The following is a 17854-nucleotide window of genomic DNA, read 5'->3' as shown; positions in this document are numbered from 1 at the left end:
CTCCGCCGTGCAGGCGGTAGAAACCATACACTGCATCAAGACCAGGAAAAAGGTTCTCCGCAGTACAGACAGTTTAAACATATTGGATATGCTCATGTTTAAGCGTCTGCTTAAACATGAGTGCCAGCGTGCTGAATTTTATTGCATTAGATAAATTCTAAACAGGAGCACAATTACTAGGATCGCTTATTGTTTACATCAGGATTTCAAATTGCTGCACGCTCTTTTTACATGAGATAATCGTAAGCTTTATCTTGCTTTTTCTTTATTCATCTCATAAAAGCTTTTCAATTCAAAATCGACGTAATTTTCAAGTAATTTTTTAATTTCGTATTCTGCACCGTTATAAGTTTCATATTCGGTGTGAAATTTTACAGGAGTGTAGGTTTTAGGGCCTCTATTTAACAGATAAGTTACAGAGCCATCGGCTTTGTAAAGATTTTTATCAACTTCAGTTGCCACGATTTTATAAGAAATTTTAAAGCCTTTATAAATATAATCGGTCACTTCGAACTCCCAGGGTTTAACTTCCCGCTTATGTTTAAGTATATACCGCTTAAAACTGAAATCTGCAATTATTTGATTCTGCCAAATGCTTCTCCGAAACGGATCTGTTTTCCGGCATGCAATTGCTCTAACCATTGCATGGATTGCCCTTCGGCAAACATTAAAATAACGGTTGAGCCCAATTTGAAATAACCCATTTCCTGGGCTTGCGATAAAGCATATGCATTTTCACCCTCTTCTGGGTACACATACTGGGCTGGCTTACGCCCGCGCATGATATCGCCATGCCAACTGGTACCAATGCCGCCAACAATGGTTGCCCCTACCAGAACCATCGCCATTGGGCCGATTTTTGTTTCAAAATAAACCACCAAGCGTTCATTGCGCGCAAATAATCTGGGGATAACGCGCGCCGTAGCGGGTTGCACTGAAAATAATTTACCCGGCACATAAATCATTTCTTTTAAAACAGCATCTATCGGCATATGCACGCGATGGTAATCTTTTGGCGATAAATAAAGCGTGGCGAAACGGCCATGCGCAAATTGTTTGCTCTTTTGCTCATCACCCGCCAATAACTCTTGCACAGAATAATACCAACCCTTGGCTTGCAATAACTTGCCGGCATTAATTTCCCCGAGTTCGCTTATAAACCCGTCTACAGGCGATAAAATATCGGCGCTAGCCAATGGTCTGCATTCCGGTTTTAATTGGCGAATAAAGAAATCATTAAAACAAGCGTATTGCTCGGGACGCTCTTCACGCGCTTCCGTCATGTCCACTGCGAAGCGGCGAATAAAATGCCGGATCAGCTGGTTTTTAACCGCGGGATTTTTTACATTGGCGAGACAACCGGCAAAGGCTGTGAGGGCGCGTTTGGGCAAAACGAATTGCGGAAAAGTTTTTAAATAATCAGAAAGCATTATATTCATTCAAAAAATTACAAGTCATACCGCGAAATAGCGGCTTCCAATTCAATGTTAGCGTGATTGTACAGCCTGCGGAAGAAAAGAACGTGGTTCCAATCCTTTATTAAGTCTTAGCACAAAAAAAGCAGTTAGGGCAACGAAACTGACTAAAACTCCTGGAAGCCAGTAAATTTCGGCCTTGCTTACCATATGTTCGGCGAAAGGCAAGCTTGCTGCGCCGATGCTGGCGGCCATAGCCCAAATGGTAGAAACACCCCAGCAGCGATATTCGGCAGGTAATTGTTGATAAAGAAAATAGTACATCGCCGAACAAATCAAGCCATTAACGATCACATATCCCATCAGGGAAACCAAGATAAGCGGCTTTATAATTTGAGCTGTAGCAAAGAATAAAACAGGGGCAACGCAGGCGAGCAAAATCATACTACCTCGCAGCAATTGGCGGGCTCGCGCTGGTTTAATCAAAAAAGCAATGGGTAGCGCAAGCAGCGCAGAACTAAGCTGCGCAAACGAACCTATCCATGCGCAAGTGACTTTATCCCATACTTGCTGCTCCATTGCAAAAGACAGCCAAAATACATTGCATAAATAAACTGTTACGCTTACAAATGCCCCTAGCGCGGCAATATTAAGCAATCCGCGCCAATGCAAACGCCAAACACGTTCAATTTTTGCCGAATACATTTTTTTAAATTCCGGCGATTCGCTTAATTGTTTACGCAAACGGCAAACCCAGAGTGAAAGCACGCCGACCAATGCAAATACAATCCGCCACATCCATGAGACGTCGGTAAATTGTATGAACGCGGCCAATGCTCCGCCAGTAAACATTCCAGCCGCACCACTTGCGGCTACCAGACTGCCTGCAAATAAAGGCTTTTGCGGGGTATGCTCCACTAAAAACATCGCCGATGTGTTCACTTCTCCGCCCAAAGCCAATCCTTGCAGTAAACGCAAAACAAGCAGGCACCAGGTAGCGGCCACCCCCCACTTAGCATACCCCGGCAGTAAACAAATACCGAGCGTAGCCAATCCCATCAATGCTGCAGAAAATACCATGGGCTTGCGCCGGCCGTTTTTATCCGCTTCCCGGCCAAATAGCCAACCACCTAATGGGCGGGCTAAATAAGCTGCGGCGAATAAAGCAAAGGTGAGCATTAAACTATGGGTGGAAACAGGGAAAAACTCTGCTGCAAAGACAGCTTTGGCTAAATAAAGATAAAGACTGAAATCCAGCCACTCTAAAAATACCATAGCCAATACAATGAAAAAGGCTGAACGTTTCATCTAATGCGCCTGTTAACCCTGCTAATGGGATTAGGTATGACAATGCAAACATTTTATACTTTTTTCCAGTGCAGCTGAACGGTTTAGAGCCAAAATCCAAGATTACCAGGCTGATTTACAACCATCCTTTACTCAATTGCGGTATTTTGCATAGCTTGGAAGTGCTTTTTTTACTAGAATCTAGATTGCCAAAAAAATGAGAATGGCACTACATGCTCAATATATTATTTACAATTTTACTGCTGGAAGGATTTGTAACCATTTCGGTTGAAGTGCTGACCATTCGCCAACTGCTCCCTTTCTACGGAGGCAGCGTCTTGATCACCAGCATCATCATCGGCGTTTTCCTGCTGTTTCTAGCATTGGGATATTGGCGCGGCGGCAGCTATCAGCAGGATTTTTTTAAAGAGCTTAAACGTAATTTTGCCTGCAGCATGTTATTTATCGGGATAGGCTTGAGCTATGTATTCATTGCCGGGTTTTATTATTTCAGCATTTATAAGGCAGACTTACCCTTTCTACTTAGCTTGTCACTTTATTTATTGCTTGTTTTAGCTCCTATCGTTTACTGGCTAGGGCAGACTATCCCCATCACCACGAACCTGTTTAACCAACAGCAGCGCATAAGCCACATCAGCGGGCGGGCGTTATTTTTAAGCACGATAGGCTCGTTTTTGGGAGCCTTGCTGACTTCCTTGCTTTTATTCCAATATCTAGGAGTAGCCTTAACGGTTGTCATTAATTGCGGCTTGCTTTTTTTACTGATGGTTAGTTTGCGCTCTTACAATGGCTCGACCATGTTATCGCTTCTTCCCTTCTTGCTGGCATTGATTTTTATTTGGTTTCTTAATGTAAACGTAGAAAGCACGCAATTTAAACGCACCAATAATTATGGGAATTACAAAGTGATTGACACGGGCGAATTGGGCAAGTTATTTCAGATTAATGAATCCAGCAGTTCATTGCTGGCCGCTGACAAAAAAGCCTTCCCATACATCGAATACATTCGCCATTTATTGTTTAATGAGTTAAAGCTGCGCCATAAAAAAATACTGGTGATTGGCGCTGGCGGTTTTACGCTTACTGCAGCCGGGAACCATGATAATAAAGTAACTTATGTGGATATTGACCCTGCCATCAAAGATTTGGCTGAACAATATTTTTTAAATGCATCAGTGCGCGGTAAATTTGTCGGCCAGGATGCCCGCCGTTACTTGCAGCAAAAAACCGAAATTTTTGATGTAATTATTTCCGACGTATACAGCCATCAGGCAACTATTCCACCTTCTTTATTAACGGCAGAATACTTTGCCGCCATAAGGCAGCACCTTGCCCCGCAAGGATTAATGATAGCTAATATCATTGCCAACCCGTTATTTCATGATGAGTATGCACAAACCGTGTTCAATACCATCCATGCTGTTTTTCCGTATTGCGCCATTGTCCCCTTCAACTGGCAATACCCCTTGACCAATATGCTTTATATTTGCCCGAACGTGGCAGCGTCGGATACGATTTACCGCGATGATTTAAACAGAGCCACTACGGATTTTTTTAAAAGCCGTCAACATTGATTGGAATGAAAACCTTGCAGGAAGACAATATGAATGTGAATATTATCGGTGCAGGCCGCCTCGGTTCAAGTCTGGCAAAAGCCTTGCTTAAGCTACATCCCGATACCGTGCTTACCCTTTACAACCGTTCTCTCGCTAAAGGCGAAAAAATAATCCAGCATTTGGGGAGCGGACAGAGCGTCGATGAATTTCATGCTATGCCAGCTGCCAGCATCGTGTTTATAACCACCCCGGATGATGCAATCGCAGTTATTGCAGAGACACTCGCAACACAGAAACTTATTCCCGCCGGTAGCATGGTCGTACATTGCAGCGGGGTATTGGGTTCCGACGTTCTCGCCCCCTTGCAACGCCAAGGTTGCCATACGGCCAGCGTCCATCCTTTAAGGGCTTTTGCGGAAGAAATGCAGGAAGATGCATTTCAAAACTGCCATTGCGTCATGGAAGGAGATGCAGCGGCCACTGCTTATTTAAGCATTTTATTTAAAAACCTGGGCGCCTTAACCCTTACCATCCATGCAGAAAAAAAAGCAATTTATCATGCTGCAGCGGTCATGGCTTCAAACTATGTGGTGACTTTAGCGGATGCAGCCATTAAGTTATTAATTGAATCCGATGTTAGCGAAGAGCACGCCCGGCAAATTACTCATAATTTATTACAAATAAGCTTGACGAATCTAAAGAAAAGCCCACCCAAGGAAGCACTCACCGGCCCTTTGCAGCGCGGCGATCTGTCTACTATTGCCAAACATTTACATGCCCTGCAAGGTTCTGCCACGGAAAAATTATATAGAGCGGCTGCATTAGCCACTTTACCTTTAACACCACATGATGCGGAAACCATCGCCAGGCTAAAAAGCGTGCTGGCTATTAGTTAAACAGGCATATTTTTTATCACTATACTTAGGTTAAAGATACCGTTTGAGCATACCCTTTGAAAAAGAAAGAGCGGGAAACCGTGCAAGGAATTTTTCATTTTTACAAGGTTATTTTCTTATATGCCTGGCAAAAACCGTTTCTTGTCGTGTCATTAATCATCCAACTCAGCTTGCAAAATATTTGTTTTTTGGCAGGTCCTTTTGTCATAAAAGATATTTTTGACAAAGCCATTGCCCATAAGAATTTGCATTTATTTTATTTATTGCTCACCTTTTTAGTCATTTTAATGCTTATTTCCATCATCACCATAATAATCATCACGTATTTATCTTCATCATTGGCCAATCACGTCATCAATCAACTGCGCTCGGATTTACATACAAAAATTTTAACTTTGCCTACAGCAGTAATAAGCAAATACACTACGGGCGATATTGCTTCACGTTTTTCGGAAGATATTTCTGCCATCAGAACTTTATTAAGGAAAATTTATTGGGATGCGATATTTGGTGTTTTATACATCATTGCCGGGATCAGTTTACTCTTTTACCTGAATGCGCTTATCTCCGTCATCGTCATCAGCTTGATGTTGATTTTTTTACCCGCAAGCTTGTTTATTGCAAGACTTAATAAGAAATATTTAGCGGTTAAACGCCAGGTCGATGCTGCTTCCCTGGCTGCTGTCTATGAAAGTTTTGTTTTACATAATCCAATTCGTATCTTACGCTTATCCTGCTTTCGGAAAAAACAATTCGATAAAGAACTCCATGATGCCCTGCCTGCGAACAGTAAATATGATTTTTTAGGTTTAATGGAAGCGAATACCATTAGTATGGGGACAATGCTGGGACGATTTGTGGCGCTTGCTTTAGGCGGTTATTTCGTATTTATTGGGCTTTTAACTATTGGCGGTTTTCTAGGGTATTTTACTTTAGTTCAAGGCGTAATGTCGGGGATCATTGGACTTGCCGGCTTTTACCCTTTCATAACCCAAGCATTAGACAGTTTCAATCGCATCAGCGTCTTGCTAACTGCCAAGCAACAGGCTGAGGATTTTGCCGAATGCTTGCCTGACTTGCAATATAAAATTCAATTAAAAAATATAAGCCTCACTTATCCTGGCGCGAATAAAACCGCATTAACCAATATTAATCTGGATATTCCCAAAAATGCCGCAGTCGCCATCGTCGGTGTGAGTGGCTCGGGTAAAAGTACCCTGTTAAATTTATTAACCCGTGGACTTTATCCTGATGAAGGCGTTATCCTTTGGGATGGTCATGATGTAAAGAACTACTCGGTTTGTTCTTTGCTAACTCATATCCGTGCTGTATTACAAACCCCTTATGCGTTCAACGCCACGATCTTCGACAATATCCGCATGGGAAAGCTCGATGCCAGCCGTGAAGAAGTCATTAAAGCTGCAAAAGACGCTGAAGTCCATGCTGAAATCATGAATTTGCCGCAAGGATATGACACCGTGGTTGGCACTGAAGGGCAAGTACAACTCTCTATTGGCCAGCGGCAACGCATCATTCTCGCGCAGGCGCTGCTGGGTAAGCCCGAGTTATTGATTTTGGATGAACCGACTGCTTCCTTGGATCCAATTAATCGTGATGCTATTCAAAACACATTGTTAAAACAATTGCATAAATACACCATTGTCCTGGTTACCCATCATCTTCGCGAAGCATCTCACATGGATAAAATTTATGTAATGAAAGATGGGACCATTGTGGAATCAGGGAAACATCAACAATTGCTGGAGCTTAATGGCTATTATTCGCAGTTATGGAATAAACAATCCGGTGCGACTCTCACGGCAGGCGGGCTACAAATGAGTGTGGATTTGCACTGGTTGCAACAAATTCCCATTTTTAAAAATTTTAACTTAAACGCTTTGGACAGGCTGGCCAGACATTTTTTCATTGAAACCGTGGATATGAATCAAGTTGTTATCAATGAAGGAGAAGCGGGAGATAAATTTTATATTATTGCCCACGGCAAAGTAGATGTTTCACAAGACTTTGCAGGCAAACAAAAAAGAATTGCTGTTCTGGAAGATGGTGATTTCTTTGGGGAATTATCCTTGCTGCAATCCATCCCCCGCACCGCCCGCATTACCAGCCGTGAAACCACAACGTTTCTTGTGTTATACCAGGCGCAATTTAAATCTTTATTGCGGCAAATGTCAGATGCAGATCGCAAAAAAATAGAAGCCATTGCAGATGATCGTCTTAAAAAAATTAAGCTGACTTCTGCATACGCGAAAAAAACTGATATTCAGTAAACGACAGATACTTAAAATGGATCCCGCCATCTGCAGCGAGGCACACTCCTTGGCACGGACTTCATTTCACGCTAGGATAGTTTTTTTGTTATTTATGCTGCAATAGGAGAGTGAATGGCTCAGGTAGACGTTTCCCCCACCCAGGATATACAGCAGGAAATTCTGCAGTTAAGGAATTATCTTAACTCACGCATTCTCGGGCAAAAAGATTTGATTTCACGTTTGCTCATCGCTTTACTGGCTGACGGTCATCTGCTCGTGGAGGGTGCTCCGGGACTTGCCAAAACGCGTGCGGTAAAGGAATTGTCCATAGGCGTTGAGGGCAGCTTTCATAGAATTCAGTTCACTCCTGATCTTCTGCCAGGCGATTTAACCGGTACGGATGTATACCACCCTGAAGATGGTTCTTTTGTATTTCAACCTGGCCCTATATTTCACAATATGGTTTTAGCGGATGAAATCAACCGCGCTCCGGCCAAAGTACAATCTGCATTGCTGGAAGCCATGGCGGAGCGGCAAGTTACCATTGGCAGCGTAACTTATCCCTTGCCTGAATTATTTTTAGTCATGGCGACCCAAAATCCGATCGAACAGGAAGGGACTTATCCCCTGCCTGAAGCCCAACTGGATCGATTTTTAATGTACGTTAAAATTGGCTACCCTGATGTGCAGGTCGAACATGATATTTTAGGACTGGCCAGGCGTGAGGCACTGGCAGGGATTGTGACTGAAAAGGATGAACAGAGAACTAATATTGCACCGCTGCCACAAAGCACATTGTTCCAGGCCCGCAAGCAAGTATTGCATGTTCATACCAGCGAAGCTTTAGAAAACTATTTGGTGCAACTGGTGGTGGCAACCCGCAACCCGCGCTCGTACAGTGAAGAATTGCACCGTTGGCTGCGCTATGGTGCAAGTCCAAGGGCCACAATAGCATTGGATCGTTGTGCCAAAGCACATGCCTGGCTTGCTGGACGAAGTTACGTAACACCCGAAGACATTCATCTCATCGCTCACGACGTTTTACGCCATCGTATTCTATTAACCTTCGAAGCGGAAGCAGAAGGCATTAGCAGCGATGATTTCCTGGATGAATTGTTGCGTCTGGTCGCCTTGCCCTAGAAAATACCCATTTTGGTATACGCTGCACAGGCATTCTTGCAAGGGGTATTAGCAAATGAGTGACGGAATCGTTGCACAGCTTAACGAATTAATTGCCTTAAAACGCTATGCGCGCTCAGTAAATTACCATCCCGAGCGTCGCGCACTGCGTGCGGGAACCCATTTGTCCAAATTACGCGGGCGCGGAATGGATTTTGCCGAAGTGCGAAATTATCAGGCAGGCGATGAAGTGCGCCATATGGAGTGGCGCGTGACAGCACGCACCGGCAAGCCGCATGTAAAATTATACCAGGAAGAACGCGAACGTCCCGCAATCATCCTTACCGATTTCAATGATTCCATGTATTTCGGTACACGCCATGCTTTTAAGTCGGTAGTAGCTGCACGCCTTGCTGCCTTAGTAGCTTGGACTGCGGTATGCGAAGGCGATCGGGTCGGCGGATTATTATTCTCAGGCGGCAAGCATGACGAATTTCCCCCCCGCGGTCGCGAAGCAGGCGTATTACCATTCCTGGCCGGGTTAAGTGAGTACACTAAAGAAGACAAAACCGAAGCAAAGCAACCACGCTCGCTAAGCGAGGCTCTCTTACGGCTGCGCCGCGTGGCAAAACCTGGCAGCATTTTGGTACTGATTAGCGATTTTTACAATCTGGATGTGGACAGTGAACAACATTTAAGCCGCCTGCGCGCCCATAATGATGTATTGGCTTATCATGTCTGTGACCCATTGGAATTAGCGCCCCCCAAACCGCAACAATATGCCATCACCAACGGGCGAAAAGAATTGCTGCTGGATACCACAGTACAAAGCGTTGCTGCAGCCTATCAGCAATATTGCGAACAGCGCATCGCCACCCTTGAAATTCAATTTAAGCGCCTGCAAATACAATACATACAAGTTACAGCTGACATGGATTTACCTTTGCTGGTACGGCATACTTACCCACGGAGACTATCCCATGGCTAAGCGCTTTTCCCTACGTTGGTTTTATATATTCGCGGGCTTTCTGCCCTGGCCGGCGGGGTTTGCTGCATCGCCCCCGCCACAACAAGAGCTGGCACACCTTCGCGATATTCACATCCCGCCTGCAATTGGCTGGTGGCCTTTGGCACCCGGCTGGTATGTAATATTATGCCTGCTCGCCGTTGCCCTCTTTGCTTTAGCTTTCTTTTTATACCGCCATTACAAAAGAGGAAGGGCCAAACGCCACGCTTTGCGGATTTTAAAAACATACCGGCTTGAATATGCACAGCAAGGTAACGCGCAAATAACTTGTGCCCGCATTTCCGAATTGTTAAAGCGGGTTGCTTTGGTTTACTTCCCCAGAGAACAGGTAGCCAGTTTACAAGGTGAAGACTGGATAAATTTTTTGGATAAAACGGGGAGGGGAATTGATTTCCAACCGCTTAAAATGGAGTTACTTGAGTTGCCTTTTCAACCGGATAATCGCACGCAAGCTCCGCCGCAAAACAAGCTGCCCAAACAGCAAAGCGGGAAACTACCCTTGCTGTTCACGCAGACCGAAAAATGGATTAAGCAACGGAGTAAACCGTGTTTGAATTAGCATTTCCCTGGGTTTTCGCTTTTCTCCCGCTTCCTGTTTTATTGTGGTTTTTATTGCCGCATAGCAACTTGCAATTATCTTCCGCCCTTAAAATTCCTTTCTTTAACGCCGTAGCAACCATTGTAGAAAGAGAAAAACAAAGCATCGTCCAATATAAGAAATTGCCTGTTTTATTTTTGATATGGTGCCTGCTTTTACTGGCTTTGGCTAGCCCGCGTTGGGTGGGGGAACCGAAACCTGTGGCTCGGGAAGGCTATAACATCATGTTGGCTTTGGATATTTCCGGCAGTATGGAGCTTACGGATATGCTCTTATACGGCCGCCCTGCCACACGCTTGGCGGTAGTCAAACACACAGCCATCCAATTCGTGCGCGAACGCAGCATGGATAAAATTGGTTTAATTCTTTTCGGGAGCCGTGCCTATTTGCAAACTCCACTGACTTATGATCATCAAAACGTGATCACGCGTTTGGAAGATGCAACCGTGGGATTGGCGGGAAAAACCACTTCAATTGGCGATGCCCTGGGATTGGCAGTCAAACGATTGCAAAATGTCCCCCCGGAAGGCCGGGTTATCATCTTGCTCACCGATGGGGTTAACAATTCTGGGGTCTTAACTCCGCTAAAAGCGGCTGAACTTGCGCGTGCGGATGCCATTAAAGTGTATACCATTGGCTTAGGATCAGACGTAGCTCCCCAGCAACTCGGGGATTTGTTTTTAAATGTAGCCGCTGATCTGGATGAGCAAACTCTACAAGAGGTAGCCAAGATAACTGGCGGACAATATTTCCGCGCCACTGATATGCAAAGCCTGCAGCAAATTTACCAAACGATCAACCAACTGGAAACCATTAAACAAGAACAAGAAATGATACGGCCACAGCATGATTATTATCCCTGGCCACTGGCTTTATCTTTTCTCCTATTCTTATACTGGCTTGCCGATTTGGGCGGCTTATTAAACCGCTTTGCATTGCCATTTAAAAGGGAGGCTATAGAATGATGGCTGAATTCCATTTTATGCGCCCCGGGTGGCTGCTGGCTTTTTTGCCTCTGCTTTTTTTGTTTTGGGCATTATGGCGGAAAACTCCTGCAATGCAGGCTTGGCAAGAAATTTGCGACAGTCATTTATTAACCCGCCTGATGCAGCAAGGGGGTAAAAACACCCGCACGTTCGCCCTCTTGTCCCTAATCGGCAGCGCTTGTTTTATGGTAGTGAGTTTAGCCGGCCCTTCCTGGTCTCGCTTGCCGGTTCCTACGTTTAAACCTGTAGAGCCCCGGGTTATTCTATTAGACATGTCCGAAACCATGTTACACAATGATTTGCCTCCCAATCGCCTGGAGCGCGCCAAATTTAAGTTACACGATTTATTTCAGGATAAACGCAGCGGTCAATTTGGCTTGATTGTCTACAGCGGCGAACCTTTTATCGTTTCGCCCTTGACGGATGATGCACAAACCATCGATGCATTGCTCGCCTCGCTCACTGCGGACGTCATGCCCGTCGAGGGTCAACAGCTTGATACCGCTTTACGCGAAGCGGATAAGCTCATTACGCAAGCTGGTTTTAATCAAGGCGATATTTTAGTATTAACCGGCACTGCCCCTTCCCCTGAGGCCGTAGGTGTTGCGCGGGATTTGCTGAAAAAGGGTACCCGCACTTCAATCATCCCGATAACAAATACTGCAGTACCTGCGCCGTTTAAAGAACTGGCTGCGGCCGGGCAAGGAATATTGATTCCTTTTGCTGACACCTCGAACGACATTGAGGAATGGCTGGCTTTTACCAAGCGTAAACAAAAATTTACCGCCGATGCAAACAATGATATTCCTGTCTGGAAAGATAATGGGCGCTGGTTTCTAATTCCTGCCTTATTATGCTTGTTACCAGCATTTCGGCGTGGATGGCTACAGAGATTTTATGCATGAAACATTTGAACTGCACAAATAAAGTGATTAAGACCATCGGCTGCCTTGTCCTTTTAGCCTCGGCAATAAAAACATACGCGTTTTCCTGGCAAGATTTCTGGATTACAAAAAATCAACAGGCGCAATCCATGATGCAGAAAGGAGAATTTAAGCAAGCGAAAGATACGTTTGAGCAAACTGATTGGAAGGCAACTGCAGCCTACCGAGCCGGTGATTATCAGCAGGCGGCAGAGCTTTACCAGCAACTCGATACAGAAGACAGCTACTACAATCTTGGCAATACTTTAGCGCATATGGGTAAATATGAAAAAGCCATTGCAGCTTATGATAAAGCTCTGGCGCAAAATCCGGATCATCAAGATGCTTTGCACAACCGTAAAATTCTTGCAGACTTATTAAAGAAACAAAAAAAACAACAACAGGAAAAAGAGCAAGAAAATCAAGCCAAGCAGAATGAGAAACGACCTTCTGCAAGCGGCGATGGACAAGAGCAACAAAATCAGCAAATGCAAAACGCCAAGCAACCCAACCCTACCGAGAGCGGTGAAGAGCAAAACAAGCAAGGGCAAGAAGGCAAACAGCAGAAAAACCACACGCCACAAAATGATAAACAAACTGCAGACACGCAAGCACAAAAACCAAACCAGGCAAAATCTGAGGAAGTAAACGCGCCCCAACATAACAAACAGACTGATGACAAAATGGCAGAAGATCCGGCGGATGCTTCATCCCAACTCGCACGTGAACAGAAACAAACAAAAGAACAGTGGTTAAGACTAATTCCTGACGATCCAGGCGGATTGTTACGTGAAAAATTTTTACGTGATCATTTACGTAGACAACATGGGTGGGATTGATGAAAACAGATTTTTATAGCTACTTACGACGTTTGTTACTGATATGTTTACTTATTTCCTGCCTGCCCTCAACCAGTTTGGCAGCAATAAATGTGCAGGCGGCTCCCACCAGCGTGCAAGAAGGGGATACATTGCGCCTCACCTTGACTATGGATGACGCCAATGCGGAAGGGATCCCGGATTTAACCCCCCTGCAAGAAAATTTTACCATCGTAGGGACTGAACGCAGCGCTAATTACACGATCATTAATGGACAAACGCATTCTTTACGGCAGTGGAATGTAATTTTACTCCCCAAAAAAACAGGCAAGCTTACTATCCCGGCTATTAAAATAGGTCAGTACGAAAGCAAGCCTCTTACCATCGAAGTTACTGATGCCGCCACAATGACAGGGCAAGCCGATAGCACAGCGCCTGCCTCCCAGCCGGTAATGTTAAAAACCGACATCAGCGAGCCCGCTCCCTTTGTAAACCAACAAGTCATTTACACGGTTAAATTTTATAATAGTGAACGCTTGTTGGATGCTGAATATCATCCACCCCAAGTGGAAGACGGGTTGATTATCCCGCTTGAAGATGCAACCCGCTACCAGACGGTAGAAGACGGCCAAAGCTACACGGTTGAAGAACAACGTTATGCAATTTTTCCTCAAAAAAGCGGTGAATTAAAAATCACCGGCCCTGCTTTAAATGCCTTGATTTATGATGCCGTGCCCAGAAGAGTAAATTTGCGTGCCAAGGAAAGCAAATTACAAGTCAAACCCATCCCAAGTACGTATAAGGGCAAACACTGGCTTCCAGCAAAACAAGTGACATTAAAAGAAACCTACGATAAAAGCACAAGCGAGCTGAATGAAGGCACTACATTAGTCAGAACCATAACGCTGCAAGTTGTAGGGGTGCCCGCACAAATGTTGCCGCATCTGGAATTGGGCAAGCAAAAAAACTTCGACATTTATCCTGAAAAACCGGCAGAGCGCAATTACATTAAACAGCAGGAATTCATAGGGGAAACTACGGTAAAAATTACCTATTTACTCAATCACTCTGGCAGTATTACTCTGCCTGAATTGGTTGTGCCATGGTTTAATACGACAACAGGCAAGGAAGAATGGACAAAGCTGCCGGCACGTTCGTTACAGATTAAAGGCAAAGCCCTTCCACAACAGCATGCGGGTAACCAACTAACCGCCAGGCCGCCGGTTGCAGACAATAAAGCCATGGAAACTTCGGCGCCTGCCGCTGTAGACAAGCCACAACGCGAACAAAGCCTTACAGGCTGGTGGGTGGCAATTTTTTTGGCTGCTGCCTGGATTCTCACTTTAATTTTATGGTGGTTTAAACCTTTTCCATTTTTAAATAAAAACCATGGGAAAGGCGTGCTTAAACGTTTAAAAGCGGCTTGTTTTGCAAATCATGCGAAAGAAGCGCGCACTGCTTTACTGCAATGGGCCGCTTTCCAATGGCCCGGTGCCAAATTGCTTACTTTAGAGGATATAACCCATTTGGCCCACGATGCGGCATTGAAACAACAAATGCAATTATTGTCACAAGCACTGTATAGCCCCAATAGAAAAATAAACTGGGAAGGAAAAAATTTATGGCTCGCTGTAGTGAATTTTCGTAATAGAAAAATGAATTATGCTAAGAAGAGGGCTGATTTACCACCAATCAATCCAGTGCAATCCTAGGGCGTGTTTTTAAAGTTTTTCAAACTATTAAAAATCTGATAAAAAGCCTCCATAGTGAAAATGGAGCAAATGGATGTCAAGATTTGTTATTGATGACAAAATGTGGAACAAATTAGAACAATTACTGCCATCTCCTAAAGGTCATACTACCATCCATCATGTGCCATTCGTGATCGCCATCTTTTTTTTAAAATTTCAAGTATTCCATTGAAATTCCCTTTTTTTACCCACCGGTTGTAACGACCATAAACACTTTGCCATTTCCCATAATCTGGCGGTAAATCTCTCCAAGGCGCACCCGTCCTGATTATCCAACAAACTGCCTCAATAAATAATCGATCATTTTCCCCATGGCGACCTTTAGGAGATGGCAGTAATTGTTCTAATTTGTTCCACATTTTGTCATCAATAACAAATCTTGACATCCATTTGCTCCATTTTCACTATGGAGGCTTTTTATCAGATTTTTAATAGTTTGAAAAACTTTAAAAACACGCCCTAGTAGAAATCGCCAATGAAACCGGGGGTGGATGTATTGAATTTCTCATTCAAGCAGGAAACAAAGATGCCTTCGCTTTTTATGATCATACGATAAAGAGCAATATTCAGCGATAAACTGCATTACATGCGCTTGGATTTGCACGGTTGATTGAAGAGTTGACGCCTGTCAGTTCGAAATAAAGCTGTAAGTGTAATTTAGTTAAAACTTGCACTGACAACTGCCGGTTGCAAGACGTGTTGTCAGCTCAAGCAGCACTATTACACTAAAAAGATGGGGCAAGATGGTCGTTTTGCAATAATTCAGAATGTTCTTCCAATTGCGTGTGTTGCTGTATTTTCGTTTGGGAATACACCTTGCAGATTTCGTTTATAAAAGTGCAGATATATTGACTGCCAAATCCTGTAAAAATACCTCCTTTTGCAAAAAATTTTTGAATTTCTTCGCTGTAATTCAAGCCGTAATGGGATTGTAGCTGCGATAAAATTTCTTTAGTCAGGGGTTCTCGCAAGCCATGTTGTATTTGATTATTAGTCATTTTTTCCGCATGCTCACGACTTATCGTGTTAACTATATTTGCAAAATCTTGCGCAGTTATCCCAAAATCTTCGAAGGCGTGATCAAATACTTCTGCATCATAAGAAGTGACGGTAGTAGCTCCCTCTTGTTTTTGATTTTCACTTAATAAGGCTTTCGTTCTTTTCATACCTTTTTTGACTTCAATCACTAATTCATCTACTGAATTCATATCAAAATTATTTGGATCAAACGGTATGGCAGGCATAAAACCATTTTGCACAAGCAACCGATTTAATATTGCAGTACAAAAAGTACGGCAATTGTAATCTGCTAATGGATGAATTTGTTCAAATAGCTGCACATATTCGACAATAGTTTTTAATTTTTCCTCGGGGGTTCCGGCTTGTTTTATCGTTAAATTATAATTATTGATTGCTTTTTCCAGAATTTTTTTCTTGCTTTGCTGTTCAGCTTTAAAACAACAACCCAGGAAAATTTCTTCTCCTGCTTTTATAGCTTCCACAACCGATTTTAAGTCTGCCAAATTAAGCTGATAATTATTTTCATTCCAGGGATTGTAATAATCCCCAGATGAGCGATCGAGCACAGGAGTTAAATTATAATTTGCATAATAACCTTGCTCAATGCGAGCTCGAAGTTGTTCAACACCTGCCGCTGTTAAATTTTCTTCTCCGCCTTTTTTATTTACCAAGCCAAACTTGCCTGGGTTTGTTTGGTCTAGATTGCTTCGAAAAAATTGGGGGGCATACTCTTGGCTCTCAAAAAATATCTTACTAACTCGGTCAATGACATCGATGCTAAGTTCTTCATCAATATCCTGCAGAGCAGCCATGATGGCTTGGGAAGCCAGCGCAATTTCTTTATACCCGCCACCTCTCTTAGCATACCCTACAAAGCCTTTTTCTTTTTTCCAGAACCTTCCATCCACGAATAAGGTCCACAATAAATTTCCACGCGGATTCAATTTACGTGTTCTTTCTTGTGTCTCTTTATCAACATATACTTGTATTCCACACGCTAAAAATAATACCGCATTAATTGCCTGGATTTGCGCTAAGCTTAGCTTTTTCATATCTTGCATTTAAATAAACTAAAAAAGCGATTATAGAACTATTATTATGCTTTATGAAATCTATTCTTCCAAATCGATTTATTTTAACTCTTTCTGCCAATCCATATGCCTTGACTATCAGTGAAACACAAGCCTTAAATAACAATCCATCTCGACACTCAGGCTCGATAGCCCGGCGGTTCTTATAAATCCAATATTAATGGCGAGTTTTGCATGGATATTCACATGTGGAGCTTGAATATTATTTAAACCGTGGCAGCGGATGATGGCAGTATGGAAGTTTATTATGCTTGTGGTAATACTGCTGATGGTATTCTTCGGCAGGCCAAAAAGTTTGTACCGGCAACAAACGTGTACAGACATCATAGCCTTTTTGTTTTAATTGCTGAATTAACGCTTGCGCGTCAGCATGCTGAGCATCATCGTAATAAAACACAGCACTCTGATACTGCTGGCCAATATCTGGGCCCTGGCCATTTTTTTGGGTGGGATCATGGATTTCAAAAAAATGCTTTACGACAGTTAAATAATCTATTTTCGCACTATCATAAACCACTCGGACTGCTTCATAATGCCCGGAGGTACCCGCACACACTTGTTCATAACTTGGGTTTAAAATCATGCCTCCTGTGTAGCCTGCTTCAACTTTGAGTACCCCTGGCAGTCGCGTTAAGTAAAACTCAACCCCCCAAAAACAACCGCCGGCGACTATCGCTTCTGCGGAATCCAAAACTTCATCATCGACTACATAATCGATGGAGGCCGAATTTACACAATAACGACGGTTCCTGAGCGTAAACTGCTCCCCCGTAAAGATATGTCCCAGATGCCCGTCACAGCGGCTACATAAAATTTCCGTGCGTAAACCATCCGCGTCCGGAATGTGTTTAACTGTATTAGCTATCTCCGCATCAAAGCTTGGCCACCCGCAACCGCTACTAAATTGACTGTCGGCGCGAAACAACGCCAAACCACATCTGCGGCACAAATAAGTACCTTGTGACCGCGGCTGTACATAGCTGCCGGTGTGGGGATATTCCGTTGCTTTCTCACCAATGACACGCCTTGCCAGGGGTGTCAGGCTTTGTGTTTTATCCAAATAAGCGCTCATACAG

16 protein-coding genes are annotated in these 17854 nt (G+C 43.7%); 10 read left to right on the top strand and 6 right to left on the bottom strand.

Annotated elements, in window-relative coordinates; all coding sequences use genetic code 11:
* Window positions 1-249 precede the first annotated feature (249 nt).
* The 3 genes from NKV53_RS11520 to NKV53_RS11510 all read right to left on the bottom strand — a co-directional run bounded on the left by NKV53_RS11520 (window position 250) and on the right by NKV53_RS11510 (window position 2723).
* On the bottom strand, window positions 250-507 hold the full coding sequence (locus tag NKV53_RS11520) for a hypothetical protein (protein ID WP_126954493.1): 258 nt from the start codon (window positions 505-507) through the stop codon (window positions 250-252).
* Window positions 508-575: 68 nt separating this feature from the next.
* The gene (gene asd, locus NKV53_RS11515) at window positions 576-1430 is read right to left on the bottom strand and encodes an archaetidylserine decarboxylase (protein ID WP_126954494.1); all 855 of its coding nucleotides are present in this window, start codon (window positions 1428-1430) and stop codon (window positions 576-578) included.
* 57 nt (window positions 1431-1487) lie between these two features.
* Window positions 1488-2723, bottom strand: coding sequence for an MFS transporter (locus NKV53_RS11510; RefSeq protein WP_127057165.1), 1236 nt, complete (start codon window positions 2721-2723; stop codon window positions 1488-1490).
* 212 nt (window positions 2724-2935) lie between these two features.
* On the opposite strand from NKV53_RS11510, the gene NKV53_RS11505 reads away from it, so the two are divergent.
* From NKV53_RS11505 to NKV53_RS11460, 10 genes are all read left to right on the top strand, one after another.
* Window positions 2936-4297: a fused MFS/spermidine synthase gene (locus NKV53_RS11505; protein ID WP_127057166.1), complete on the top strand. Its 1362-nt coding sequence runs from the start codon at window positions 2936-2938 to the stop codon at window positions 4295-4297.
* 5 nt (window positions 4298-4302) lie between these two features.
* Entirely contained in the window at window positions 4303-5175 is an 873-nt protein-coding gene (locus tag NKV53_RS11500; protein WP_127057167.1) for a Rossmann-like and DUF2520 domain-containing protein, read from the top strand.
* 56 nt (window positions 5176-5231) lie between these two features.
* Window positions 5232-7463 (top strand): ATP-binding cassette domain-containing protein, encoded by a 2232-nt coding sequence (locus tag NKV53_RS11495; protein ID WP_253351172.1) that lies wholly within the window; start codon window positions 5232-5234, stop codon window positions 7461-7463.
* Between the two features lie 114 nt (window positions 7464-7577).
* On the top strand, window positions 7578-8585 hold the full coding sequence (locus NKV53_RS11490) for a MoxR family ATPase (RefSeq protein ID WP_126954499.1): 1008 nt from the start codon (window positions 7578-7580) through the stop codon (window positions 8583-8585).
* 55 nt (window positions 8586-8640) lie between these two features.
* A complete protein-coding gene (locus NKV53_RS11485; protein WP_127033710.1) occupies window positions 8641-9552 on the top strand; it encodes a DUF58 domain-containing protein in 912 nt (303 codons plus the stop codon).
* The gene (locus NKV53_RS11480) at window positions 9545-10150 is read left to right on the top strand and encodes a DUF4381 domain-containing protein (protein ID WP_253351170.1); all 606 of its coding nucleotides are present in this window, start codon (window positions 9545-9547) and stop codon (window positions 10148-10150) included. The genes NKV53_RS11485 and NKV53_RS11480 overlap by 8 nt, the downstream gene beginning before the upstream one ends.
* Window positions 10138-11154, top strand: coding sequence for a VWA domain-containing protein (locus NKV53_RS11475; RefSeq protein WP_253351168.1), 1017 nt, complete (start codon window positions 10138-10140; stop codon window positions 11152-11154). Before NKV53_RS11480 ends, NKV53_RS11475 begins: the two co-directional genes overlap by 13 nt.
* Complete coding sequence (locus NKV53_RS11470; protein ID WP_126954503.1) at window positions 11151-12080, top strand: VWA domain-containing protein; 930 nt, start codon at window positions 11151-11153, stop codon at window positions 12078-12080. The genes NKV53_RS11475 and NKV53_RS11470 overlap by 4 nt, the downstream gene beginning before the upstream one ends.
* A 23-nt stretch (window positions 12081-12103) precedes the next feature.
* Complete coding sequence (locus NKV53_RS11465) at window positions 12104-12937, top strand: tetratricopeptide repeat protein (RefSeq protein ID WP_253351166.1); 834 nt, start codon at window positions 12104-12106, stop codon at window positions 12935-12937.
* Window positions 12937-14628, top strand: coding sequence for a BatD family protein (locus NKV53_RS11460; protein ID WP_127033701.1), 1692 nt, complete (start codon window positions 12937-12939; stop codon window positions 14626-14628). Before NKV53_RS11465 ends, NKV53_RS11460 begins: the two co-directional genes overlap by 1 nt.
* Before the next feature lie 146 nt (window positions 14629-14774).
* Here the strand turns inward: NKV53_RS11460 and NKV53_RS11455 are convergent, their stop codons facing one another.
* From NKV53_RS11455 to NKV53_RS11445, 3 genes are all read right to left on the bottom strand, one after another.
* Window positions 14775-15053 (bottom strand): transposase, encoded by a 279-nt coding sequence (locus tag NKV53_RS11455; protein ID WP_371923199.1) that lies wholly within the window; start codon window positions 15051-15053, stop codon window positions 14775-14777.
* Window positions 15054-15392: 339 nt separating this feature from the next.
* Window positions 15393-16739, bottom strand: coding sequence for a hypothetical protein (locus tag NKV53_RS11450; protein ID WP_126954510.1), 1347 nt, complete (start codon window positions 16737-16739; stop codon window positions 15393-15395).
* Between the two features lie 241 nt (window positions 16740-16980).
* The gene (locus NKV53_RS11445) at window positions 16981-17850 is read right to left on the bottom strand and encodes a bifunctional methionine sulfoxide reductase B/A protein (protein ID WP_126954511.1); all 870 of its coding nucleotides are present in this window, start codon (window positions 17848-17850) and stop codon (window positions 16981-16983) included.
* Between the last annotated feature and the right edge of the window lie 4 nt (window positions 17851-17854).

The sequence above is a fragment of the Legionella sp. 27cVA30 genome (assembly GCF_024160945.1).
Lineage (GTDB): Bacteria > Pseudomonadota > Gammaproteobacteria > Legionellales > Legionellaceae > Legionella_A > Legionella_A septentrionalis.
This window is presented reverse-complemented; position numbering and strand designations above follow the sequence as displayed.

What these genes read in the sequence shown, in the direction of transcription:
- NKV53_RS11460 (WP_127033701.1), top strand. Translation starts at nt 12,937, where the DNA reads ATGAAAACAGATTTTTATAGCTACTTACGACGTTTGTTACTGATATGT.
- asd (WP_126954494.1), bottom strand. Translation starts at nt 1,430, where the DNA reads ATGCTTTCTGATTATTTAAAAACTTTTCCGCAATTCGTTTTGCCCAAA.
- NKV53_RS11485 (WP_127033710.1), top strand. Translation starts at nt 8,641, where the DNA reads ATGAGTGACGGAATCGTTGCACAGCTTAACGAATTAATTGCCTTAAAA.
- NKV53_RS11470 (WP_126954503.1), top strand. Translation starts at nt 11,151, where the DNA reads ATGATGGCTGAATTCCATTTTATGCGCCCCGGGTGGCTGCTGGCTTTT.
- NKV53_RS11445 (WP_126954511.1), bottom strand. Translation starts at nt 17,850, where the DNA reads ATGAGCGCTTATTTGGATAAAACACAAAGCCTGACACCCCTGGCAAGG.
- NKV53_RS11480 (WP_253351170.1), top strand. Translation starts at nt 9,545, where the DNA reads ATGGCTAAGCGCTTTTCCCTACGTTGGTTTTATATATTCGCGGGCTTT.
- NKV53_RS11510 (WP_127057165.1), bottom strand. Translation starts at nt 2,723, where the DNA reads ATGAAACGTTCAGCCTTTTTCATTGTATTGGCTATGGTATTTTTAGAG.
- NKV53_RS11505 (WP_127057166.1), top strand. Translation starts at nt 2,936, where the DNA reads ATGCTCAATATATTATTTACAATTTTACTGCTGGAAGGATTTGTAACC.
- NKV53_RS11500 (WP_127057167.1), top strand. Translation starts at nt 4,303, where the DNA reads ATGAAAACCTTGCAGGAAGACAATATGAATGTGAATATTATCGGTGCA.
- NKV53_RS11455 (WP_371923199.1), bottom strand. Translation starts at nt 15,053, where the DNA reads ATGTCAAGATTTGTTATTGATGACAAAATGTGGAACAAATTAGAACAA.
- NKV53_RS11450 (WP_126954510.1), bottom strand. Translation starts at nt 16,739, where the DNA reads ATGAAAAAGCTAAGCTTAGCGCAAATCCAGGCAATTAATGCGGTATTA.
- NKV53_RS11490 (WP_126954499.1), top strand. Translation starts at nt 7,578, where the DNA reads ATGGCTCAGGTAGACGTTTCCCCCACCCAGGATATACAGCAGGAAATT.